The organism is Marinimicrobium hydrolyticum (assembly GCF_030848505.1).
Classification (GTDB): domain Bacteria; phylum Pseudomonadota; class Gammaproteobacteria; order Pseudomonadales; family Cellvibrionaceae; genus JAVDDU01.
Map to the genome: position 1 here is coordinate 187,045 of NZ_JAVDDU010000003.1, position 23,106 is coordinate 210,150.

The window sequence follows — 23,106 nt, forward strand, 5'->3', positions numbered from 1 at the left end:
TCCTCATAGTTCGCCCAAGGGTTCATCCAAAAGTCGGATGCCCTCTACTTTATGCCAATAGCCGTTGATATCGCCGGGGGCCAGAGCCTGGCGTCGTCCCCATCGATCGGCGGCGTAAAACTTCCGCAACCACTCGAAGGTCGACTCTGGTTCGGGGCTCAAGCGAACTACGTCCACCAAGCCTGTCATCCCCGGGAGATCATTAACTAAATTATTACGGCTACCCGACAGCGTTTGAACGCCGTTCAAGGTGAATACCCGCAGCCCTTCCAGATTGTGTACTGGCCGGCCCTCAGGATGGTGAATGCAACACAGACCACAGTCATCCTTAGGTTTGTTGTAAGAGCGTGCAGTAAAGCACCGCGCGGACCAAGCCAAAGGCAAGTGACCAAAACCCAACACCTCTACTTCAAATGTGTGCCTCAGTGCCTGGATTTCGGGCACGGACAAAATTTGAGAAAGCCAATCTCTGGACAACTCCACCGGCACCAGCCAACGCCGCATTCCCAAGGACAGGAGACGCTGCAACGTCTGTGCGTTATAACAATTGATAGCGCTGCCGGCAACAAATCCGAGCCCCTGAGCTCGTAATAACTCTATAGCGCCCACATCGTTGGCTTCCAGGTGAAATTCTCCGTTTTCACAGTAGCGCCGGAGCTCGCGCAAGTCCGCCGGAGATTCCAGCAATGTCATAGTAGACAAGACGACTTCCTTACCAGCTTCACGTAAGTTATGGGCCAACTTCATGTAATCGCTGAGCTTCAGTTCCCGGCGTTTGGAACAAACAGTTTCACCCAGATAGACAACGTCCGCCTCGGATTCGGCAGCATCCCGGTAAAAGGCTTCTACTTTGGCTTTCTCCCAATAGTAGAGAATGGGGCCTAGTGAAAATTTCATCGCCAGCTCCTGTGGTAAGCACCCAGGGTGGTCTGACTGCCTTCAGAAAGCGTGCTTAAAGCTCGCTGCCATTCTGCCTCGACTGCGTATGCCTCTGGGTCAGCCAAAAGCCGATCGAGGGCAGCTCGCCAGATACGCGTAACCTGACGGACATAGGCTGGGCTTCTTTGGCGTCCTTCAATTTTGACGGACTTGATTCCTTGTTGGTACAGCTCCGGCAACAACCCGAGCGTGTTCAAACTGGTTGGCTCTTCGAGCACATGGTAGCTGTGGTCATCCACCGTAAAACGTCCTTTGCAAAGCGTAGGGTAGCCAGCCGTCTCGTGCTCCTGGAAAGAATCAATCAGATAGCCATTCAACCGCGAATGCAAACCCTTATCGCTCTCTTCCCAGCGCACAAATTGCGCTGGCGAGCAAGCACCGGAATTGTTGGGAGACTCCCCCGTGAGATAAGAACTGAGGTAGCAGCGCCCCTCAGCCATAATGCAAAGACTGCCGAACGCAAAAACTTCCAGCTCAGCGTCCACAGTCTGAGCGAGTGCTGTAACTTGTTGCATGGATAGAACGCGAGGAAGTACTACACGACTTACACCGTAAAGACGCCGATAAAAGTCAATTGCTGCCGCATTGGTGGCGGAGGCTTGGACGGATAAATGCCGGGGCACTTGCGGGTAGGTTTCAGCTGCATAGCCGAGCACTGCCAAATCCGCAATAATCAGTACATCAGCGCCCGCTCTCACAGAGTCGTCGACAGCTCTCTGCCACTGATGCCAATCGCTGGGATGAGCAAATGTATTTATGGCTACATATAGTCTTCGATCTTGACGGTGCGCCTCGTCGGCAGCCGCTTTAATTCCATCAAAGTCAAGATTCAGGCCCGCGAATCGACGCGCATTGGTTTTATTGCGCAGGCCCACATACACGGCGTCCGCCCCTTCCTTTAACGCCGCCTTTAGTGCGTGCAAACTTCCGGCGGGGCAAAGTAATTCCATTGAGCACCCTTGCAAATATTTGAATATTGAGAGAAGGTAATCTGAATCTTATGTCGTACGAGACGATACACCATGAAGACAGAAAAAGGCATTACCACTAAGGTGGTACAGTGGGCTCCCAAACTTATACGAGTAACACTGTACCCGCTGCCAAATTTTTTTCAGGCGTGTGGATTGGAGTGGGCTATCAATCAGACGCTAAAAAATTCTTTGCGCCAGGGTGAACTTTCGTTTATGAATGGCAGGAGCGTATCGGTTCAGGTTGTGGATATCGGGCTAAACTTTTCTCTGACGGAAAAGAACCAACAACTAAAGGTAAGCTTATCGGATCAGCAAGGGGATGTGACTATCAAAGGGGATTTGATGGTTTTTCTAACACTCATAGGCGGAAAGGTTGATCCAGACACGTTATTTTTTTCGCGACGGCTTTCCCTGAACGGCGATACGGAGCTTGGCTTGCACGTCAAGAACTTCCTCGACACACTGGAGATTGAAGCTATCCTCCCCCGCCCTATCGTTCAGCTACTCGAAAAGCTCCCTGCGACTCCATGAGAAAAATTCGGGGAGGCAGAAGAGTTCGCACTCTTACGCCTCCCCAACTACACCATAGGCCGAACAACTTTAGATCAAACCAAAAGCCAGCATCGCCTCGGCAACGCGCCGGAAGCTGACAATATTTGCACCATGAACGTAGTTACCCGGCGCCCCAAACTCTTCAGCGGTACGGTAACAATCGGTGTGAATGTTGCCCATAATTTCCCGCAACCTCGCTTCGGTGTGCTCAAAAGACCAGGCATCACGACTGGCGTTTTGTTGCATCTCCAATGCGGACGTTGCTACGCCGCCCGCATTTGCAGCCTTGCCCGGCCCAAAGGCGATACCTGCCTTTTGGAAGACCTGCACCCCCTCTGGAGTAGTGGGCATGTTGGCCCCTTCGGCCACGGCGATACAACCATTGGCCACCAAGGTACGTGCGGAATCCCCGTTCAATTCATTCTGAGTTGCGCAAGGTAGGGCAACCTCGCAAGGGATAGTCCAAATGTTTCCGCCTTCCAGGTATTCGGCGTCTTTGTGCTCCGAAGCGTATTCTTTAATGCGCTTACGCTCCACCTCTTTCAAACGTTGCACTGTCTCCAAGTGGATCCCACTCTTGTGATAAATCACTCCGGATGAGTCCGAACAGGCAACCACTTTTGCACCCAGGGCCTGTAACTGCTGTATGGCATAGATCGCCACGTTACCTGAACCGGACACGACACAGGTTTGGCCTTGTAGGTCCATTTTTTTGGCTTTAAGCATGGCTTCGGTAAAAAATACTGTACCGTAGCCGGTGGATTCTTTGCGTACCAGAGCGCCACCCCAGCTGGGACTCTTTCCCGTAAGCACGCCAGACTCGTAGCGATTGGTGATGCGTTTGTATTGACCAAACAGGTAGCCGATCTCCCGCGCACCCACGCCTATATCGCCGGCGGGTACGTCGGTCATCTCACCGATGTGCCGATAGAGCTCGGTCATAAAACTTTGGCAAAAGCGCATCATTTCCGCATCGGATCGACCCTTGGGGTCAAAGTCCGAGCCACCCTTGCCGCTGCCAATGGGCAAACCGGTCAAGGCATTTTTGAAGGTCTGTTCGAACGCGAGAAATTTAATGGTGCCGAGCAGCACCGAAGGATGGAAGCGCAGCCCGCCTTTATAGGGCCCCAATGCGCTGTTAAAACCCACGCGAAAGCCGCGATTGATGCGCACTTCTCCCTTATCGTCATGCCAGGGAACTCTAAAAATGATTTGCCGTTCCGGCTCACAAATGCGTTCAATTATTTTCTGCTCGGCGTAGTGCGGGTACTTTCGCACCACCGGTTCCAGAGATTCGATGACTTCCTTGACAGCCTGATGAAATTCAACCTCACCGGGATTACGACTGACAACCTCGTCGTAGATAGTCTCAATACGCTGTCGAATAGTAGGCATTAATGCCCTCCTCATTAAGAACAAAAAACTGCGAAGGTGCGTGCGCACCCTCGCAGTTTGAGTAACACCTTTTTATTTCGCGTCTGCATCTCCTATGGCACTAACTCCAACGGTGCTGGGTTCGCCCTGGTGAGCCAACGCCATGGCGCTATCTGACTCAGCGTAAGCCGGGGCCACCTTACCCGGACCTTCCGGCCCACCCACAATATCCAACGTGGGTTCAGTAGGAAAGTACAAGCCTTTGACCACTTGCCAGGCAACCGCCAGAGCACCAATGATAAACACCACGTCTCCGAAGGTACGCACCCAGCGCAGGTTCTGCAATAGGGCCGTTTGCATAAAGGATTCACTACGGGCATACCACAGGCCTTCGGAAGCACTGGCGACAAACTGGATAATACCAATGGGCAACAGACTAGTGAACAACATTAACACTAAGCCGCCATTCAACCACCAGAACGCCGTCTTCATGAGCTTGTCATCAAACACCAGGTGCGGACGGATGTAGCGAAGGATAAGCAGGCAGAAGCCCAGCGCCAGGAATCCATACACTCCAAACAGAGCCGCGTGGGCGTGAGTTGGCGTGGTGTTCAAACCCTGTACATAGTAAAGAGCGATGGGCGGGTTGATCATAAAGCCCAAGACGCCGGCGCCAAGCATGTTCCAAAAGGCAACCGCCACAAAGAAAATCAGTGGCCACTTGATGCGTTGCATCCACACGGCGCGAGTTTTGAGGCGCCAGTTTTCCCATGCCTCATAACCCAACACTACCAAGGGTACGACCTCCAGGGCGCTGAAGGTCGCGCCAATGGCCATCACTGGCGTGGTAGTACCAGAGAAGTACAAGTGGTGGAAAGTACCGGGTACGCCGCCGAGCATGAACAGAGACGCAGACGCCAAAGTGGCAGCCGTCGCCATGGTCCGGGAAACCAGCCCCATGCTGCAGAAGATAAACGCCAGCGCGGCTGTCGCAAACACTTCAAAGAAACCTTCAACCCACAGGTGTACTACCCACCAGCGCCAATACTCCATAACAGATAAGTGAGTACGCTCACCATAGAACAACCCGGCGCCGTAGAAAAGACCGATGGCCACGACAGATGCAGCAAGCAATGCCAGGAGGTTTTTGTCACCGGGTTGGCGTAGCGCTGGGCCAACAGCACGTAACATCAGTACTAGCCAGAAGATGATGCCCAGGTACTTGCCAATCTGCCACAATCTTCCTAGGTCAACATACTCGTACCCCTGATGGCCAAGCCAGAAGCTCCAGTTCGGTGGCATGATTTGTGCGATGGCGAAGAAGTTGCCTGCAAAGGAACCAACCACCACCAAGATCAAAGCCCAGAACAAAATGTCCACACCGATTTTTTGGAACTTTGGATCCTTGCCCCCGTTAATAATGGGAGCCAGAAACAGACCTGCGGCCAGAAAACCGGTGGCAATCCAGAACATGGCCGCTTGAATGTGCCAGGTGCGCACTAAGCTGTAAGGGAACCACTCAGACGTGTTGATCCCATAAAAGCTTTGGCCTTCAACTGTATAGTGCGCCGTAAAGCCACCAAGGAAAACTTGAAACACGAACAGGCCGACAACCGCGATCAGGTATTTGCCTAGGGCTTTTTGTGAAGGCGTAAGGTTGATTGTGCTAATGGGATCCACCGCAGGCGCGATTGGTTCTTCTTCATCATGGCGACGCAAGAAGGCCCAACCCCAAACAAGCGCACCAACACCGGCGATCAATAAAACCACACTGATGATCGACCACACGACGTTTTCCGCCGTAGGGCGGTTATCAATTAGGGGTTCGTGAGGCCAGTTATTGGTATAAGTCGCACCTCCAGGAGCCCGCTCTGTGGCAGCGGCCCAAGCAGTCCAGAAAAAGAACTCCGTCATACGTTGACGGCGCTCTTCACTGGGCAGGGTGACTTCTTTCATGGCGTAGCTTTGGCGAGTCGTGGTCAACTCGGGGGAGCCGCCGAATAAACGACTGTAGTAATCCGCCGTTTGTGCGATGGCTTCAGCGCGCCGATCAGAAACAATAAGGCTACTGCTGTCCGGCTGATAGGTGTTAGTTCTATAAGCGATTTTAAGATCGTACTGCAAATTACTTTGATCTCGCCCACCCAATTCGCTGTATGGAACTCCAAATTCTTCCATAGCGGCCAGATTGAGCCATGCCTGAAGCTCACGGTGCAGCCAGTCAGCCGTCCAGTCTGGAGCTTGATAAGCGCCGTGCCCCCAGATGGAACCCAACTGCATTCCGCCCACGGATTGCCAGGCGGTTTGCCCGTCCAGGATCGACTCTTCGGTCATTAACACCGTGCCATCCTGAGTTATTACTTGTGCTGGAATGGGCGGTTTTTCTCGATACACTTCGGCCCCGAAATAACCGAGCAATCCGAAAGTAAACGCGAGGATCCCAATCAGGAGCCACCACAGTTTTTTGTACTCACGCATTTTTCACCTCCGCATCCCTTCTGGGGACGCACTGAATGGGGACTCCTAGGGAGTCGAATATGGATTTGTGCAGGGCCGTCATTTTTCCTCCGTTAATATAAGATTCATATAATTTGCATCTTAACGAAGTGTAATTCCACCCTTAAAAGATGTAAACTATATTCATGTTTTAAATTTTAATCCTGATGGGCGTTTTGAGGGGAAGAAAATCATGAATGTGCTTTCTCAAGGTTGGGCGGAAAAAATCGGGCGCATCCCGTGGCTGTTTCTGACTTGGGGCTGCGTCGGTTTGGGTACTGCTGGTGTGGTATTACCGCTGCTGCCTACTACGCCTTTTTTGCTGGTGGCGGCCTGGGCAGCGCCTAAAGGCTCGCCCCGGTTGGGAAGGTGGTTGGATGAGCACCCGGTATTTGGGCCCAACCTTCGCGCTTGGCGCACACAGCGGGCCATACCCCGGAAAGCCAAAGTTGTGGCGATCATACTGCTGCTGATGAGTTGGTGGGTATTGTTCTTCGTCGGTACTCACAAGGTGGTACTGGCCGCTATTACTTTATTGTTTATTGGTGTTGCGACTTTTTTGCTGACGCGTCCGGATGTGCGTGGGTGAGGTAAAAACAAGATAAATAAAGACGTTCATACTTTTGACCAACCTGGAAAGGCTAGCCTGCATTTTGAGACACGCTGTAAATACATCCCTGTACGCTCCGCGTCGGCATCCTGCCTCCGAGGGTCTCAAAACGCAGGCTAGCCTTTCCTCCCGCTCTGATAGCTAATTGCTCCGAAACGAGACCAATCCCCCTACTTGGGCTAGGATCACTGGAGTGCGAGAGTCTGAAAGTGGTCCCTCTCTAACTTCCCGAAAGTATCAGCGCGGCACCGCAGAGAGTGGGGCAGGCATTCCCGGACTGTCCGGGTGTGCCTGCCCCACTCGCAGCACTCGACCAAAAAGCCATTGGGTGGGAGTTTCAATTGGATCCCTGCTTTCCCGGAGCGAGAAGTTAAAGATTTGCGCGCACCTACTCTTTAATCAAAGAGACGCTCAGTGAATCAACCCGGCGTCTTGCAAATAAACGGCGAGGCGCTTGAGGTCAGCCAACCCCTGTGGCGTTGTTTCCGCAGCTGGAACCACGACTTGTGTTAATTTGGGAAAGCGAGACTCGACGGCTTCACGCACCTGCGATTCCGGCCGAACCGTTCGGTTGATAATTAAAGCTGGAATGGAAACGCGCGCGCGTTCAAGTGTTTCCCGTGCGCGGACGCCTTCGCTAACACTTAAACGATCATCATTGACCACCAGAACGAAACCTGTGAGCCGTGGATCCTGTAGGCGAGTACGGGTGCGTTGAAATAAATCCTGCCGAGCTTGCAAGAGATCCCGCGCGCGGCGCCGAGGATCGTCACGCTCAGGTAGGTTTCCAGGGCGAGCATCGAGTTGATGGGCCAATAGAGCCTGAGTCCAAGCTTGCATGGATTCCGGCAGAGTTAACAAATGCAGAGTGTGTCCTGTGGGAGCCGTGTCCACAATGATGTGGTCCCACTGCTCAAGTTCATCCAACTGTCGGCACAGGGCTTCAAACAACGCAGATTCGGTGGCGCCGGGGTGCATGCCCGCCAACTCCACTTGACGCTCGGCTTCGCGCAGAAATTCCGGCGCGGCGAAACGGCGGATGTTGTCTTTCACCGCAGCCAAGTAGTGTTCTCGTGCTGCGTCCGGATCCAGCTCGCGCACCCACAAATTGGCAGCCACGTTCGTGGCTTGATCCCCAAGCGGTTGATCCAGGAGATCGCTAAGCGAATGGGCGGGGTCAGTGGAAATCAATAGAGTGCGTCGCCCGAGCTGGGCCAGGCCCAAAGCCGTGGCGGCCGCCAAGGTGGTTTTACCCACCCCGCCTTTGCCACCAAAAAAAAGAATCGGTGTGGTCATGGCATCAGCAACAGCGGAAACCGCAGGTAGGGCACTGCTCCATGCCCATGCGCTGATGCCAGGCGTGGAGGTCTTCGACCACAAAGGGCATGAGTTCTAGACAGTACCAGGATGCGGGATTGGGCAAACCCAGACTTTCAGACATCACCAGCAGGCGAAAAAAATCATCGCGCCGGCGCTCTTCCAGGGCAACTGTACGGCGAAACGGCTGTTCGTAAAAATCCCGATACAAGCGCCCCCAGTGGCGTAGTTTAGCCAGCATCCTGAACCTCCTGCCGACGTTCACGCATTAAGCGCCGAGCCGCTACCGCGCCCTCCAATAGCAGCCAAATGTTCAGCGCGAAAATCATGCCGCCCATAATTAACAGCATCCAGCTTCCGTTAGCCAGATAGGTGGACAAGTTGTAGAGCATAGCCCAGGCGGTCATGGTTGCTACCAACAAAAAGGGTACCAGGGTATAGACAACAGGACGGCGCAGTTTCCACAGCAACAGGGTCACGACTAACAAAGACAAGCCGGCCATTAACTGGTTGGTGGTGCCAAACAGCGGCCAAAGCATCATGCCACCGCCGCCGGGATTATCCGGATCGGCAAGAAACGCCAGGGCCGCGCAGCTGATAAAGGTAATCAGCGTGGCCAGATTGACGTTGCTGAGTGCCGGCATTTTATAGTCGCGACCGATTTCGGCGAGAATAAATCGCTGCAGGCGCATGGAGGTATCCAAGGTAGTGGCAGCGAAACACACCACCATGGTGGACACCAGCGTGCTGCCCACCACCACTGGCAAGCCCAGACTGCTTAATAGATTACCCGCACCCAGAGCGAACGCGGCAATGCCTCCGGCGCTGGCTGAGGCCCAGGAATCATAGTGGGCGCCCCACTCCGCCATGCCGGCAAAACCGGCGGACACCGCCAGGAGGGCCGCCAGTGCCAACAGGCCTTCACCCGTAGCGCCCAGGTAGCCCACAAAGCGTGCATCCGTTTCACGGTTCAACTGCCGGGAACTGGTGCCGGAACTGACCAGGCCGTGAAAGCCCGAAATAGCACCGCAAGCCACGGTGACAAACAGCAGCGGAATAATGGGCGGCGTGTCACCGGGCAACTGCGTGTTGATCATGGGCGCGGCAAACTCCGGCTGCGCCACGAACAATCCCAAGTACAACAGCGCCAAGCCGATAAACAGCAAATGGGAATTAATAAAGTCCCTGGGCTGAAGCAGAATCCAAACCGGCAAGCGAGACGCCAAAGCCCCGTAGCCCAGCATGATCAGTACCCACCAGGCACTGTCCGGCACACCCGCCATTTCGGATGGCAAACTCACGGGCACCTGCGCGCCCACGAAGATCAAACCCACCAGCAGTGCCAAGCCGATCAAGCAGGGAATCAGCAGCGGTATACGCGTCCGAAACGCCAGCACGCCGATGGTGATGGCAATGGGAATCTGCAGCCAGTAGGGGAGCAAACTGCCGGGGAAATTCACAAACAAGGTCGCAATGGCCACCGCGAATACGGCGTTGACCATCAACAGCAGGAAGAAGATCAGCAGCAGAAACAGACTCTTGGCGCGCGGCCCCAGAACTTCCGTGGCGATATTGCCGATGGAGCGCGCCTTGTGCCGCACCGACGCCCACAGGGTGCTCATGTCGTGCATGCCGGCAATGAACACCGTACCCAGTAGAATCCAAATCAGCGCCGGTAGCCAACCCCAAATTACCGCAATGGCGGGACCAATTATGGGCGCAGCGCCGGCCACGGAGGAGAAGTGATGCCCCAGCAACACAAACCGGTCCGTGGGCATAAAGTCCAGGCCGTCGTTGTATTTATGAGCGGGGGTGACGGCGTCCGGGTCCAGCTTGAACAAGCGCTCGGCGAGAAAGCGGGAGTAAAACCGCCAGCCCAGATAGAACGCCAGAAAGCCGCCCAGGGCAACAAGAATCGGGTACATAGTCAGCTCTGTCTCTTTATTCTTATCAACTCGCTGATGCAAGCCAGCGGGTTAATGGATGCACACATTCGTGAAGTCGCTTATTTTCGCAGCTTTGCCGGTGAGGCGAAAGGGAGCTGAGCGGGGTTCCCAAATTGGACACCCGACGTTTTGAGACACGCTTTAAATACTTCTCTATGCACTCCGCGACGGATTGCTAAAAGAACAGGCCGGTTTCCAGCTGCGCCTCTTCACTCATCATGTGGCGGGCCCAGGGGGGATCGAATACCAAACGCACGTGACTGGAGCGCACATGAGGCACTTCCGCCAGGCGACGCTCCACGTCCTCTATCAGCACATCACCCATACCACAGCCGGGGGCGGTCAAGGTCATGTCCACCTCCACATGACCGCGCTCCTGATCAATGTCCATCCGGTACACCAACCCCAAGCTGACAATGTTCACGGGAATCTCCGGGTCGTACACCATGGAGAGGGCTTCCCATACCTGATCTTTGCTGATACGCCCGTCGTGTGGTGGCTCAAAAATCAGGGCATTGGAAGACAATCCGATGGCGTCTGCGTCTTTGCCGTCAATGCGGATCAGGTTGCCGTGGTAGAGCAAGGTATAGCTGGCACCCAACGCCTGGGTAATGGTGGCTTCGGCGCCGGGGGGGATTGATAGATCCTCCCCGGAAGGCACCATTTTGGACGGGCACTCGCGCTCGAACACCACTTCCCTGCCCTGGGCGTTTTGGGGTTTTTTGGCGTTGGGCGCATGCAGGGTGATTTGGGGTTGTTCCTGTTTTTCTTTCAGGTCGATTTCGAGACCTTTCAAAAACGGCAGGCTTTTCTTTTCCAGGTACAGCCGTAGCCCCTGCAATTGAATTTCTTCATCGGTGGAGTCTTCTTCACCGGGATGACAATAAGCCAGGCAGGTCTCTGCCCGGACGGTACCTGGATCGGTGACAAACACGCGCGCGGCGGGAACCTTATGGCTGGCGAGGAGCTCCTTCAGGTACTCTCGCGCCGGTTCGGTAATACGAATACTGGGTTGCATAAACTCCTCCAACAGGTGTTTATGCTACCACTGTGCGACGGGCATGAGAATACTTGATTAAAATAGTCGGGTATTAAAAGGGGACGAACACAACTCCTCCCTCAAGTCTCTTAGTTCCCGAAACATCCAGTGTGGCACAGCGGAGAGTGGGGCAGGCATTCCCGGACCGTATGCAGCATGGATGCTGCATCCGAGCCCCCATGGACGGGTTCACGGCGTGTCCGGGTGTGCCTGCCCCACTCGCAGCACTCGACCAAAGCGCCATAAGAAAAACATGGATTTCCGCTTTCGCGAGGATGACGGGAGGACTTTCGGGGTTGAAGAGGTGCTTGTGCGGAGACAACGAAGTCACCTCCGCGAGAATGAAAACAAACTAATTCAATGCACCACGCAAGGCTCCCAACAATCGATCAGGCGCCTGCGCCAACCCCTCCTGCCGACCGCGGATCTCACCTTGACGATCCAAAACCGCAATCACGTTACTGTGATCAAAACCTCCAGAAGGGTTTTGCCGATAACGGATTCCCAGTAGTGATGAAAACGTTCGAATATCGCCTTCGGCTCCAGTGACAAAATGCCAACCGGGCAAGTCGCCACCCAAATTTTGTGCAAAGGTGTTCAAGACTTCCGGAGTATCGCCCTTCGCATCGAAACTGACCACCAAAACGCGAGTGTTGGCTTGCTCGGCCTCATTTAAACCGTAGTAAAGCCGTTTCACATCCTCCACCAAAACCGGGCACGCCGTTTGGCAACCGACATAAACCATGGTGATAATCACCGCCTGCCCCGACAGGTCGCTCAACGTTAGCGGTTCGTTGCGATGATCCCGCCACACCGCCGGCAGGTGGTGCAATGATTCGTCAGACAGAGGTTCCACCATGGCGACCGGCGTATGCGCATGGTGTTCTGTTAAGTGAACGTCATGATGGTCTTTATGGTGATCGCATTCGGCGAGCACCGCCTGAGCGGAAAAGGCCAACCCTAAAGCGGTAGCGGTTAGCCCGAAAACTTTGGATTTAATTTTCATAAAGCACCCTCCAGAGGGTAAGCACAGCGGAAACCCAAATTACTGGTGGTTGTCACCGGCGTGTAATTGCTTCGAGATTGATAGCGCAAAAAACTGGCGTAATGGGCGTTATCGTACTTGACCATCAAGCGCGCCGTGTCGCCGCAGGAACCGCCACCAAAATCAATTTGCTCACCATTACTCAACAGCAACTGATAATCTTCGATCCATTCATTGACCAGTCCGAGCATACCCTTGATACCCAATGCCCGATCAACAAAATCCACCGGACGCTGCGCACCGTACCAACCAAAAACCCAACGCGCATACTCATCGTCCGGAACCTGATTTTTTTCTCTGAGCAGACTGACCACATACTCCCATTGCGTCATCGACGGTAGATGTCCACCACGGCTGTGACAGAACGCACGCGCGGCATACCAGGAAACATGAGTAACGGGTGTACCCTGTGCTTCTTGCTCTACACCTGGGTCCAGGTCAGATGTCCAGTTGCGCAGGTAACCACCATCGCGAAACAACCGGGGCGCCGCAGAACGGCGCCACTCGGGGTGGGTGGTTACAAACTCCGCAAAGGCTGTCTTGCTGACCGGGGCGGCGTCTAACAAAAACGCCTCCACTTCGGTTGTTTGAATTTCCCTGTCCAGCAACACCGGGGGTTGGAAGTCGCCTCCTGGGATCACGACCGAGTCGCTCCCCCAGGCTGGCACGTTCAACAGACAAACAGTCAACAAGAGCCTATGCAAACGCATGGTCAAGCTCCTTAGCGGTCTCTCGGAGTGGCAATCATTGTTCCGGCAGCACCGCGCTCGGCATCAGCAAACTCGTGATCCACCAGTTTGTACAGGCCGGCTTCCGGAACAATAAACTCCATTACCGCACTGTTACTGGCACCCAGCAGAACGGTTTGCATACCGCGCCATTCGTTCTCGACATTACCTTCGTACCAAACCCGATCCAGGATCGCACCGATCACGTGAAAACTTGAAGTATCACTGGGGCCAGCGTTGAGCACGTAAAGACGTACGCGGTCACCTTCTTTGACCCGCAGGGGCGAATCAATCAGTGCTGATACATGACCATTGAACGTTACGTGGCTTGGATCGCGTGCCATAGCCGCCTGGTGGTTATAGATATAGGTATCACCCGCCTTCTCCAGATAGTACTCAGACTGCACAATCACAAATTCATGATCGACTTTGTCGTCTGTAGGGAAACCATTTTTAGGAGAAACCACAACCGCGCCATATTGCCCCATAGCGGTATGCATCAGCACACTGGGCGTGCCGCAGTGGTACATGTAAACACCGGGGTAGTTGGCTACCCATTCGAACCGAATGGTTTCGCCCGGAGCGATGGTGCGCCACTTATCGTCAGCGGCCACTGTGCCGCTGTGAAAATCCATGGAGTGCGGCATGGGGCTAGTGGAGGGGCGGTTCTTTTGGTACAGATTGCCTTGCAATTGACTGTAGAAGGGGCCCATACCTTTAACCGGATCGGTCACCACCACTTCTTCATCGGAGCGGTTTTTCATGGTGAAGATCACCCGATCACCTTCGCGCACATGCAAAGTGGGGCCGGGAACCGTGCCGCCGTAGGTCCAGGCATTGAAACTAACACCCGGTGCGACTTCGACCATTTGGGAAAAGGTATCAATGCGTACTTCATGAGTCTTGTTGCCTTTGTAATCCAGAGGCTTCAAGAATGGGAGAGCGGTAACGTAATCTCCGACTACGGGTGGGCCGGCGTAATCTTCGGTAAACACCTCGGCTTCCGCCAAGCCAAAAATCTTACCGTCAATCATGAACTCACCGTCTTTCAGGTGATTCGTGGGGGTTTGCGAGCAGCCGGCAATAAACATGGCCAGAAGCACGCCTCCGGTCATACGGGCAACAGAACGTACAGTTATCATATCTTTAATCCTCAAAAATTAATTAGCGCAGTGCTTCTACATCTTCAACTGTCAGCTTCTTGCTGCCATCGCCCCATTCCTTTTCTATAAAATTGGCCAGGTCGGCGATAACCTGATTGTTGATATAACCCATCGGTGGCATAACGCCGTTGTACTGAACACCATTGACCTCAATCGGACCTCGGATGCCTTCAATGACCACCTGGGCAACGAATTCGGGATTACCGGCCACGTTGGGGTTATTGGCCATAGGCGGGAACACCCGTGGCACCCCAACGCCACCGACCTGATGACAGGCTTGGCAGTACTGTCGGTAGGCGGCCTCCCCAGCGGCCGTGTCAGCCAGAGCCGGAACGGAGAGCATTGTGAGTACAGGAACAACAGATGCGATTAGTGTGCGTAGGAGGGTATGACTTGGCATGGTGGGTACCTCGATCCAGCGTCGGTGCAGACAAAGCCGTCGCGTGGGTGCGGTCGGTTTTGGCTCCAAAACAGTGGGTGTTTTGGTACCTCTAGTGAACCACAGGGAGGTTGGACGCGGTATTCATCTAAGCGGGTAGTTTTAACCGACGCAGCTACTCTTGACGTCTCGAAAAGCGTACTCGTTTGTGGGTAGCTGAGACCTTGAGAATTCTCCTAATCTGCCCACTGGGCCTGGCAAGGCCAAAACGGGTAGAATGGCGCCCGAGAATTACCCCTTTGGTGAGAGAGTTCAATGGCCCAATCCACTTCGCGTTTATGGCATCCCCGCTACTGGCCCACCTGGTTCGGTCTGGGACTCTGGTGGCTGGTGATACAACTACCCCGAAGCTGGCAATTTGCTCTGGCACGACGTTTGAGTGGAGTGGCTATGAAGCTGGCTAAACGGCGGCGGCACATTGTTGAGCGCAACATCGCCCTGTGTTTTCCAGATCGCAGTCCAGAGGAACAAGCCCACTTGGTGCGTGCGAATATGGATTCCACCATGATGGCCATTTTTGAAACCGGCATGGGCTGGTTCTGGCCCAAGCGGCGCCTGCGCAAGCTGTTTACACTGGAAGGAATTGAACATTTGGAACGGGCGAAGGACGAGGGAACCGGAGTCGTACTGCTGGCCATGCACTTTACCCATCTGGACCTGGGGGCCAAGATGCTGGCCATGGAGCACTCCATCGACGGTCTCTACCGCCCCCACAGGAATCCAGTTTACGACTATGTACAACGGCGCGGCCGTGAACGGCACGTGCAGGGAGGCCATACCATTCCGCGAGACGACGTACGCACCATGGTGCGCCGCCTAAGAGCAGGCCGCGCGGTGTGGTTCGCCCCGGATCAAAACTACACCAATCAGTACCATGTGTTCGTGCCCTTCTTCGGCGTTCAAGCCGCAACCATCACCAGCACGGCTCAACTGGCGCGCCTGGGTAAAGCCAAGGTGATTCCGTTCACTCACTACCGACGAGCCGATGGCAGCGGCTACGATGTAAAAGTTTACCCACCGATTGAAGGGTTCCCCGAAGGGGATGAACATCAGGATGCGGCGCGCATCAATCAATTTATCGAGGCGCGAGTGCGGGAATGCCCAGAACAATACATGTGGGTGCACCGGCGATTTAAGACCCGGCCCGAGGGTGAGCCAGATCTCTACTAAACGGCAGAAGGGGTTCTAGTCCCTTTCTAGTCTCTTTGGAGGGCCGTGATGGGATCCAGTTTGGAGGCTTTGACTGCCGGATAAATTCCGAACACCAACCCGGTGGTGGTGCAGAAGAAAACCGCTATAACAATCGCGTTTGCGGAGCCTGCCACCGGCCAGCCCGCAAACAGGGAAATACTGCCCGCCAGCGCAAAACCCAGCACGATTCCAAAGAGCCCGCCGATGGCGGAAATGGTTACGCTCTCGACGATGAACTGATCTCGAATATTTTCCTGGGTCGCACCTACCGCACGTAGCAAACCAATCTCGTTGGTTCGCTCCAATACCGTCGCGAGCATGATATTCATAATCCCTATGCCGCCCACCAACAGCGAAATACCGGCCACGCAGGACATAATAATATTGAAGATACGCTGAGTTTGCGCGTGCTGATCCAATAGCTCAGCGGGGACCACAATGTTGTAGTCCTGCTCCTGGCCGTGACGCCGGTGCAGTAGATGATCGAGAGTTTGGGCAGCGATTTGGGGGTCTATACCCGGCTCCAACTCGAGCCGAAAGCTATCAATTTCTGAAGCCATATCGGGAAAATCAAATCGCTTAAGTGCGCTCATCAACGGCAGGTAAATACGGTTGTTTTCACCACTTAGCTGAACGCCCTGAAAATTGTCCTTGGACAAGTTCTTGCTTTCCAGAACACCCACGACCTCGAGCCAAGCGTGATTTACCTTGATAATCTGCCCTACGGCCTCACCGCGGGGAAACAGTTGATTGGCAACGGCAGCCCCAAGCACCGCCACCTGCCGGTACTCTCGGTTGTCATCGTCGGTCAACCAGCGGCCCTGAGCCAGCTTTAAATTAGCCAATTCTTTTAGGCTGGGCGTCACACCCAGCACTTCACTGTCACTCTCGCCTTGTCGGCTAAACAGCGTATACACTTCGATTTTCTTTTCCGCACTGTAATTGGTGGCAAAGGGAAGCGTTTCCATGCTCGCCTTTACATCCTGTAGGGACAGTCCGACGGATCGTTGGCGAACTTCACGTAAGCGCTCACCGTACACGCGCCTTTCCTCCACCAACACATTGCGCAAACCCATGGAGTCGATCAGGCTCAAGGCCTCCCGTTGCGCGCCCTCCCCCACGCTGACCATGGCAATCACCGCGCCGACCCCGAAAATCATCCCCAACAGAGTCAAAAAGGTTCGCAGCTTGTGAAACCACAGCTGCTCAAGCGCTTCCATAAAGTTGGCTTTCAATTTTTGCAGTTTCACTTGTCCAACCTCGGCCGCAATAGGGCGACTTGATCTCCCTCGTTCAACCCTTGTGTCACTTCCGTCCGGGTTAGGCTACGCATGCCAACCGTGACTTCTTGACGCTTAAACGTTCGCCCCGATTTAACGTACACCCAGGCTTCCTCATTGTCCTCAAACACCGCCTGATTGGGGATGCTGATGGCGCTACTCTTTTGCGCAACCAGAATGCGCCCGGTGAGTTTTTGTCCCGGGCGCATAAAACTGGGGTCGGACTCTTCCAGCGCTACGGTGACTTCAAAAAATTTGGTGGGGCTGTTTCTATTGCGGGGTGACGCTATATTGGCCATAGCGTTAACGGTCCCTTTCAGAAGCCGGCCTGGATAGGCATCTAGGTGCACTTCAACCAACTGCCCGACTTCTACCCCAGCGGCTTCGTTTTCCAGAATGTAAAGCCTGGCCTGCATCTGCTCCAAGCTGGGAATAGAACCCAGTCTGGAGCCTGGCCATAATTCCTGCCCTTCACGTACCTTTTCCCCGCGAAAGTTCTGAGAATGAATCAAAATACCACTGGCGGGCGCCGTAACTTCGGCTTGTGCGAGTGCCTCTTCACTGAGCCTAATGGTGTCGCGGTGGGTATTGCTCTCCAAGCCGAGCAGCTGCAACTGTGCCTGCCCCTGGGTCATCTGACTGACTTGCAACCAACCCAGGTAAGCCTCCTGGGCTGTTAGGTAATCTTTGCTGAGCAATTGATCAATGATTTCGTTTTTGGAATAAATGCTCAGGTCGTCGATTGTGAACCGTTCCGCCAAGGCTTTTTGCTCCGACACTACTCCCGCCTGCTGACTGATGGAAAACTGGTTTCGCTCCACCCCCCGCTCGGTGACTGACTCGGTTAGCTGATTTTTTTCCAACTCAAGTTCCGCCCTTTGTTGGCGCAACTCGTGCTCGGATATATCGAATCGGGCCACTACATCACCCTTCTCGACTCGCGTATTTTCTTCTTTTAACCAAGCCAGCGTGAGGGTGCCACGGTTTCCTGACGGCGCATTGATATCTATGGCCTGAGCGGAGACCAGCTCACCCTTGGCGGGAATGCTGAAAAGAAACTCCGAGGTCTCTACCGTCATAGTTAAGGTGGTGTCGCCTCGGTCGGACGAGCACCCAAACAGTGAGCTCAACAGTACGAGTGCCCCAACACACACCCAGCGGGCAGCGCTAAGGTTATTTATTCCTGCGGCGCTTGCACTCACAGAATCACCTCTTCGCCATTGCGCAGGCCCTCGGTAACAATTGCTTTACCTAGCTGCCGCGCGCCTATAGTGACGGCCCGCTCGGATTCACCCCAAAAACGCTTTACGCGTACAAAAGCATCTTCACCACGATAAATTATCGCGCGCTCTGGAATGGCCACGCCGTCGCTCACGATTCGTTCTATTATCGACAGGCGCGCGGTCATTCCGGGGCGCATGACGTCCCGATCCGGGTTGTCGATGCTGACCACCGCGTCGAATACTTTGCTCGGCTCCTGTCGAGACTTTACGCGCACAATTTGGCCCAGAGACTGAACTCGACCCTTAAACGTACGGCCTGCGACAGCATCCAGCTGCAGTTCCACCAACGCTCCTTCAGAGATCCTATAAGCATTTTGTTCAGGAATAGTGGTCCTCACAATCATGGTGTTTAAATCCGGCAGCTCCAGCACTCGTTGAATCAACGATATTTGATCCCCTTCTGCTGGCTTTTCATCCCGATTGTTTGGCTTGTAAACGACGATCCCGTCGCGCGGAGCTTTGACTTCCATGGACTGGATGGCCATGGTCGCTTCGGCAACTTCTGAATTCAGGCGCTCCACCTCCGAGCGGATGATGTCCCGCTCCACGGTCATTTGTTCAGCTCGGTTTTGATTGCGGTACGTCGCCATTTCATAATTTTTCCGCGCAATTTTATGGTCGATCCTGAGTTTTTCCACCTCTAACCGCGCCACCAGATTGTCAATATTACTGGCTTTCAATTCCGCTTTTTCCAGCTCCATTTTGGCCTCGGCCAACTCCAGCTTCAGCTCTTCCATTTGCTGCTCCCGATCCAGGGTTTGGCTCTGGAGTCTCTGGCTTTCGGTGGCCAGTCGGTTCTGCAGATCCCGCAGGCGAGCCACTTGTTGTTGAGGGTCAAACGCCATCACTTTTTCGCCTTCCTGCACCCACGTCCCTTCGGGAATCAGGTAAGAGAGCTTGTAATGCCAGGTGTACTTGACCACCGGTGCCCCCAGCTCAATCGTTCGGGACGATGCCAACTCCCCCGTAGTATTGATGGCCAGGGGTATATCGCTTTTATTGACCCGTAACGTGTCGAGGTCATCGCCACAGGCCACTAACGCCAATGTTGCGAGCAGAAGAACAATCCGGGTTTTCATCAATTTTCGGCCTCCAACTCCACCAGCACGCTCATGCCCGGCAAGAGCCCCTGGCCCTCGGCGCCTTCCATTGCGATCTCCACGTTGATATAGCCGGATTCTCCCCAGTAGTGCCTCGGTTCAGCTTGGCTGCCGATGCGAGTGATGGTCCCGGAAAGTACCAGCTGGGGGCGGGCATCAAAATGTATGCTTACCGGCAAATTCTCTTCGAGGCGTGCAACATCCACCTCATTGAGCCAAGCTCGTACATGTAGGTCGTCGGTAGAGGGTATTTCCAGCACACTGAAACCTCGTTGGACCATGTCGCCGGAGCGTATTTTCTGGCGATTCCAAGGATGATCCACATACATGGCCGTACCGCCCCGGCGAGCGCGCTGGGTCATGCCGTTCAGCATACTTTGGACGCGCTCGAGTTCGTTTTCGGCGCTGGCAATTTGCACCCGGTTGCGGCGTTTTTCCGCTTCCACATCTTTTTCTTTTACGACCAGAGCACGTTCGGCATCGAGCTTGGCACTTTCCGCTTCTTTCAGTGCCAGCTGATACTCCTCGTATCGCAGGTCACTCAACAATTCGCGGGGAATACCCGCATCCAGACGCGCTCGCTCCAGCAGCAAAACTGCCACTTCGTAGTCGTGTTGGGCTTGGCGCAACTCCAAATCCTGTACTAGGTCGCTGCGCCGGCTCTCGGCGGTGACGCGGCGTACATCCGCCTCCAGTTGTTCCAAGTTTGCCGCCAGGCTCGTGGTGTCATATTGAACCACAGGGTCGCCAGCGGCTATGCGCTGCCCCTCTTCTACCATCCACGCGATTTGCATCTGCCAGCTATCGGACCGGGGCGCAACAAAAACCTGGGAGCTTCGCGCCGCCACTTCGCCACTGAGCCGGAGAGTTTCCGCGCCAGCTGTTGTCGCCAACAGGCTGAGTAAAAGCAGGCTAAACCGACGCAGTAACATGCTTGATTTCCTCGATTTCGCCGTCGCGCATGTGAATCACTTTTTGAGCATAGTCGGCGATTTCAGATTCGTGGGTAACCAAAATTATGGTTTGCCCGGCGCGGTGTAGCTCGGTAAACAAATCCATAATCTCCACCGAAGTTTTGCTATCCAGATTTCCGGTGGGCTCATCGGCAAAAATAATGGCGGGCTGATTCACCAGCGCCCGAGCAATGGCTACCCTTTGCCGCTGACCGCCTGAGAGCTCATTGGGGACGTGGTTCAAACGCTGCTCAAGGCCCACCCGTCCTAGCATTTCCCGGGCGCGGCGAGCGGCCTCTTCGGGATCTATATCACTGTATTTCAGCGGCAACATGACGTTGCGCACGATGTTTAAGCGCGGCAAAAGATGGAAGGACTGGAAAACAAAACCGATGTCGCGATTGCGCACGCCGGCCAGTTCGCTATCACTCATCTGGCTAACGTCTCGCCCAGCCAGCCGATAGATGCCGCCCGTGGGCTGATCCAGGCAGCCGAGGATGTTCATCAGGGTTGATTTTCCAGAGCCGGAGGGACCCATAATGGCAATGAATTCGTTGCGTTCTATTTTGAAGCTCACGTCCTTGAGGGCGGCCACTTCCACTTCGCCGGCGTGGTAGATTTTCTGCAGATTCTGTATGTCTATTATTGTATCTGTCACGACAACATAATTCCTCTGGAGTCCGGTAGGGAGAACGCCTTAATTAAATTCGCTGGTCGTTCTCCTTGACGAAGTTGGGCTAATTCTCCGAACCCAGGGCTGGTGAATATTTATAGCAAACGCCTAAACTGAGATGTCGGCCAGATTACCTTTTGTTTCCAGCCAGGCGCGTCGGTCGCCGGAGCGCTTTTTGGCCAACAGCATATCCATAATTTGCATGGTGTCATCCGTGTCGTCGATGGTCAGCTGCACCAATCGGCGCGTATCTCTGGCCATGGTGGTTTCGCGCAGTTGGAGCGGATTCATTTCACCCAGGCCTTTGAAGCGCTGCACGTTGACTTTGCCCTTTTTCTTTTCCGCTTCGATGCGGTCTAAAATCCCGGCTTTTTCGCTGTCGTCCAGCGCGTAGTAAACATCGTTGCCCACGTCGATTCGGTACAGGGGCGGCATAGCCACAAACACATGGCCATTGGCCACCAGGGGCCGAAAGTGACGCACAAACAGTGCGCACAACAAAGTGGCAATGTGCAGGCCGTCCGAGTCGGCATCGGCGAGAATACACACTTTGTGATAGCGTAGTTCACTGAGATTGGACGCGCCAGCATCAATACCCAGGGCCACGGAAATATCGTGCACTTCCTGGTTGGAAAAAATATCGCTCTGATCCACTTCCCAAGTATTTAGGATTTTTCCGCGCAGAGGCATGATGGCCTGATACTCGCGGTCACGGGCTTGTTTAGCCGATCCGCCAGCGGAGTCCCCTTCCACCAAGAACAATTCACTGCGGCTTGGGTCGGCACTGGAACAGTCGGCCAGTTTGCCCGGCAATGCCGGACCGGCGGTTACGCGTTTGCGCGCGACTTTTTTACTGGAGCGAACCCGGCGCTGGGCATTGCCCACACACAGCTCGGCCAGTTTGTCGCCGTCTTCCGTGTGTTGATTGAGCCAAAGGGCAAAAGCATCTTTGGCCACGCCGGAAATAAACGCCGCGGCTTCTCTGGAGGAAAGGCGCTCTTTGGTCTGCCCGGAAAATTGTGGATCAGCCAATTTGGATGAGAGCACGTAACTGCAGTTAGCCCAAATATCTTCCGGTGCCAGCTTTACGCCACGCGGGAGCAAACTGCGTCGCTCACAGTAATCCCGCAGCGCATCCAGCAGACCGGTACGCAAACCGTTGACGTGGGTACCCCCTTGCGCGGTGGGAATTAAATTAACGTAACTTTCCTGCACCAGCTCGCCACCTTCGGGGAGCCACTGCACGGCCCAACTCACGCCTTCCGTTTTACCGGTAAACTCACCCACAAAGGGCTGCTCCGGCAACGTTTCCCAACCTTGGGTAGCGCCTTGCAGATAATCTTTCAAGCCGTCTTCGTAATACCAGGTGTCGGTTTCTCCGGACTGTTCATCTTTAAAGCTGACGGTAAGCCCGGGGCAGAGTACCGCCTTGGCGCGCAACAAGTGCCGCAGCCGACTGACGGAAAACTTGGCCGAATCAAAGTATGTGGGATTGGGCAAAAAGCGCACACTGGTACCGGTGTTGCGCTTACCGCAGGTATCAATCACTTCCAGTTCGGTGGCTTTGTCGCCGTCTTTAAAGCCCATTCTGTGCACTTGGCCATCGCGCTTGATGGTCACTTCGAGCATTTGCGACAGGGCGTTAACCACTGACACCCCTACGCCATGTAAGCCACCGGAAAACTGGTAGTTTTTGTTGGAGAATTTGCCGCCGGCGTGCAGGGTGCACAAAATCACCTCAATTCCGGGTTTACCCTGTTCCGGGTGGATATCCACGGGCATACCGCGTCCGTCATCGGACACGGTGATGGATTGATCCTTATGTAGCACCACATCGATGCTTTTGGCGTGCCCGGCCAGGGCTTCGTCGACGCTGTTGTCGATGACTTCCTGCGCCAGGTGGTTCGGGCGGGTGGTGTCGGTGTACATGCCCGGCCGTTTTTTGACCGGGTCAAGCCCCGTGAGAACTTCAATATCTTCTGCGGAATAATTGGCCATAGTTTTCGC

Annotated in this window: 21 protein-coding genes and 1 pseudogene; 3 read left to right on the forward strand and 19 right to left on the reverse strand. The window is 54.4% G+C overall.

What is annotated here, in order from left to right; all coding sequences use genetic code 11:
- Positions 1–3 precede the first annotated feature (3 nt).
- Positions 4–897 (reverse strand): U32 family peptidase, encoded by an 894-nt coding sequence (locus RBH33_RS06965; RefSeq protein WP_306731435.1) that lies wholly within the window; start codon positions 895–897, stop codon positions 4–6.
- Positions 894–1,889: a ubiquinone anaerobic biosynthesis protein UbiU gene (gene ubiU, locus RBH33_RS06970; RefSeq protein ID WP_306731436.1), complete on the reverse strand. Its 996-nt coding sequence runs from the start codon at positions 1,887–1,889 to the stop codon at positions 894–896. The genes RBH33_RS06965 and ubiU overlap by 4 nt, the downstream gene beginning before the upstream one ends.
- 72 nt (positions 1,890–1,961) lie before the next feature.
- Here ubiU and ubiT point away from each other — a divergent pair, with 72 nt between their 5' ends.
- Positions 1,962–2,441, forward strand: coding sequence for a ubiquinone anaerobic biosynthesis accessory factor UbiT (gene ubiT / locus RBH33_RS06975; protein ID WP_306731437.1), 480 nt, complete (start codon positions 1,962–1,964; stop codon positions 2,439–2,441).
- A 69-nt stretch (positions 2,442–2,510) separates the two neighbouring features.
- On the opposite strand, the gene gdhA is transcribed toward ubiT, so the two are convergent.
- Both gdhA and RBH33_RS06985 read right to left on the reverse strand, forming a co-directional pair.
- Positions 2,511–3,857: an NADP-specific glutamate dehydrogenase gene (gdhA, locus tag RBH33_RS06980; protein ID WP_306731438.1), complete on the reverse strand. Its 1,347-nt coding sequence runs from the start codon at positions 3,855–3,857 to the stop codon at positions 2,511–2,513.
- Between the two features lie 72 nt (positions 3,858–3,929).
- Positions 3,930–6,314 (reverse strand): nitric-oxide reductase large subunit, encoded by a 2,385-nt coding sequence (locus RBH33_RS06985; RefSeq protein ID WP_306731439.1) that lies wholly within the window; start codon positions 6,312–6,314, stop codon positions 3,930–3,932.
- Between the two features lie 211 nt (positions 6,315–6,525).
- On the opposite strand from RBH33_RS06985, the gene RBH33_RS06990 reads away from it, so the two are divergent.
- Positions 6,526–6,921, forward strand: a complete 396-nt coding sequence (locus RBH33_RS06990; protein WP_306731440.1) for a YbaN family protein — start codon at positions 6,526–6,528, stop codon at positions 6,919–6,921.
- Between the two features lie 432 nt (positions 6,922–7,353).
- Here RBH33_RS06990 and RBH33_RS06995 read toward each other — a convergent pair whose 3' ends face one another.
- From RBH33_RS06995 to RBH33_RS07035, 9 genes and pseudogenes are all read right to left on the reverse strand, one after another.
- Positions 7,354–8,238, reverse strand: a complete 885-nt coding sequence (locus RBH33_RS06995; RefSeq protein WP_306731441.1) for an ArsA family ATPase — start codon at positions 8,236–8,238, stop codon at positions 7,354–7,356.
- A 4-nt stretch (positions 8,239–8,242) separates the two neighbouring features.
- Positions 8,243–8,500 (reverse strand): cory-CC-star protein, encoded by a 258-nt coding sequence (locus RBH33_RS07000; protein ID WP_306731442.1) that lies wholly within the window; start codon positions 8,498–8,500, stop codon positions 8,243–8,245.
- A complete protein-coding gene (locus tag RBH33_RS07005) occupies positions 8,490–10,184 on the reverse strand; it encodes a carbon starvation CstA family protein (protein ID WP_306731443.1) in 1,695 nt (564 codons plus the stop codon). The genes RBH33_RS07000 and RBH33_RS07005 overlap by 11 nt, the downstream gene beginning before the upstream one ends.
- Before the next feature lie 196 nt (positions 10,185–10,380).
- Positions 10,381–10,899, reverse strand: coding sequence for a putative Fe-S cluster assembly protein SufT (sufT, locus tag RBH33_RS07010; RefSeq protein WP_306731748.1), 519 nt, complete (start codon positions 10,897–10,899; stop codon positions 10,381–10,383).
- Between the two features lie 39 nt (positions 10,900–10,938).
- A pseudogene (locus RBH33_RS07015) lies at positions 10,939–11,223 on the reverse strand (iron-sulfur cluster biosynthesis family protein); the annotation flags it as partial.
- 373 nt (positions 11,224–11,596) lie between these two features.
- Positions 11,597–12,250 carry an SCO family protein gene (locus tag RBH33_RS07020; protein WP_306731444.1) on the reverse strand — a complete coding sequence of 218 codons (654 nt, stop codon included), beginning with the start codon at positions 12,248–12,250 and terminating at the stop codon, positions 11,597–11,599.
- A complete protein-coding gene (locus RBH33_RS07025; protein ID WP_306731445.1) occupies positions 12,247–12,999 on the reverse strand; it encodes a formylglycine-generating enzyme family protein in 753 nt (250 codons plus the stop codon). The genes RBH33_RS07020 and RBH33_RS07025 overlap by 4 nt, the downstream gene beginning before the upstream one ends.
- Before the next feature lie 11 nt (positions 13,000–13,010).
- Positions 13,011–14,159 (reverse strand): multicopper oxidase domain-containing protein, encoded by a 1,149-nt coding sequence (locus RBH33_RS07030; RefSeq protein ID WP_306731446.1) that lies wholly within the window; start codon positions 14,157–14,159, stop codon positions 13,011–13,013.
- A gap of 22 nt (positions 14,160–14,181) precedes the next feature.
- Positions 14,182–14,580 carry a c-type cytochrome gene (locus RBH33_RS07035; protein WP_306731447.1) on the reverse strand — a complete coding sequence of 133 codons (399 nt, stop codon included), beginning with the start codon at positions 14,578–14,580 and terminating at the stop codon, positions 14,182–14,184.
- 294 nt (positions 14,581–14,874) lie between these two features.
- On the opposite strand from RBH33_RS07035, the gene lpxL reads away from it, so the two are divergent.
- A complete protein-coding gene (gene lpxL / locus RBH33_RS07040) occupies positions 14,875–15,789 on the forward strand; it encodes an LpxL/LpxP family Kdo(2)-lipid IV(A) lauroyl/palmitoleoyl acyltransferase (protein ID WP_306731448.1) in 915 nt (304 codons plus the stop codon).
- A 26-nt stretch (positions 15,790–15,815) separates the two neighbouring features.
- On the opposite strand, the gene RBH33_RS07045 is transcribed toward lpxL, so the two are convergent.
- The 6 genes from RBH33_RS07045 to parE form a co-directional block, all read right to left on the reverse strand.
- Positions 15,816–17,060, reverse strand: a complete 1,245-nt coding sequence (locus tag RBH33_RS07045; protein ID WP_306731449.1) for an ABC transporter permease — start codon at positions 17,058–17,060, stop codon at positions 15,816–15,818.
- Positions 17,057–18,169, reverse strand: coding sequence for an efflux RND transporter periplasmic adaptor subunit (locus RBH33_RS07050; protein ID WP_306731450.1), 1,113 nt, complete (start codon positions 18,167–18,169; stop codon positions 17,057–17,059). The genes RBH33_RS07045 and RBH33_RS07050 overlap by 4 nt, the downstream gene beginning before the upstream one ends.
- Positions 18,170–18,288: 119 nt before the next feature.
- Entirely contained in the window at positions 18,289–19,452 is a 1,164-nt protein-coding gene (locus RBH33_RS07055; protein ID WP_306731451.1) for an efflux RND transporter periplasmic adaptor subunit, read from the reverse strand.
- Positions 19,452–20,405, reverse strand: coding sequence for an HlyD family secretion protein (locus RBH33_RS07060; RefSeq protein ID WP_306731452.1), 954 nt, complete (start codon positions 20,403–20,405; stop codon positions 19,452–19,454). Before RBH33_RS07060 ends, RBH33_RS07055 begins: the two co-directional genes overlap by 1 nt.
- Positions 20,386–21,084, reverse strand: coding sequence for an ABC transporter ATP-binding protein (locus RBH33_RS07065; protein ID WP_306731453.1), 699 nt, complete (start codon positions 21,082–21,084; stop codon positions 20,386–20,388). The genes RBH33_RS07060 and RBH33_RS07065 overlap by 20 nt, the downstream gene beginning before the upstream one ends.
- A 123-nt stretch (positions 21,085–21,207) precedes the next feature.
- A complete protein-coding gene (parE, locus tag RBH33_RS07070; protein ID WP_306731454.1) occupies positions 21,208–23,097 on the reverse strand; it encodes a DNA topoisomerase IV subunit B in 1,890 nt (629 codons plus the stop codon).
- Between the last annotated feature and the right edge of the window lie 9 nt (positions 23,098–23,106).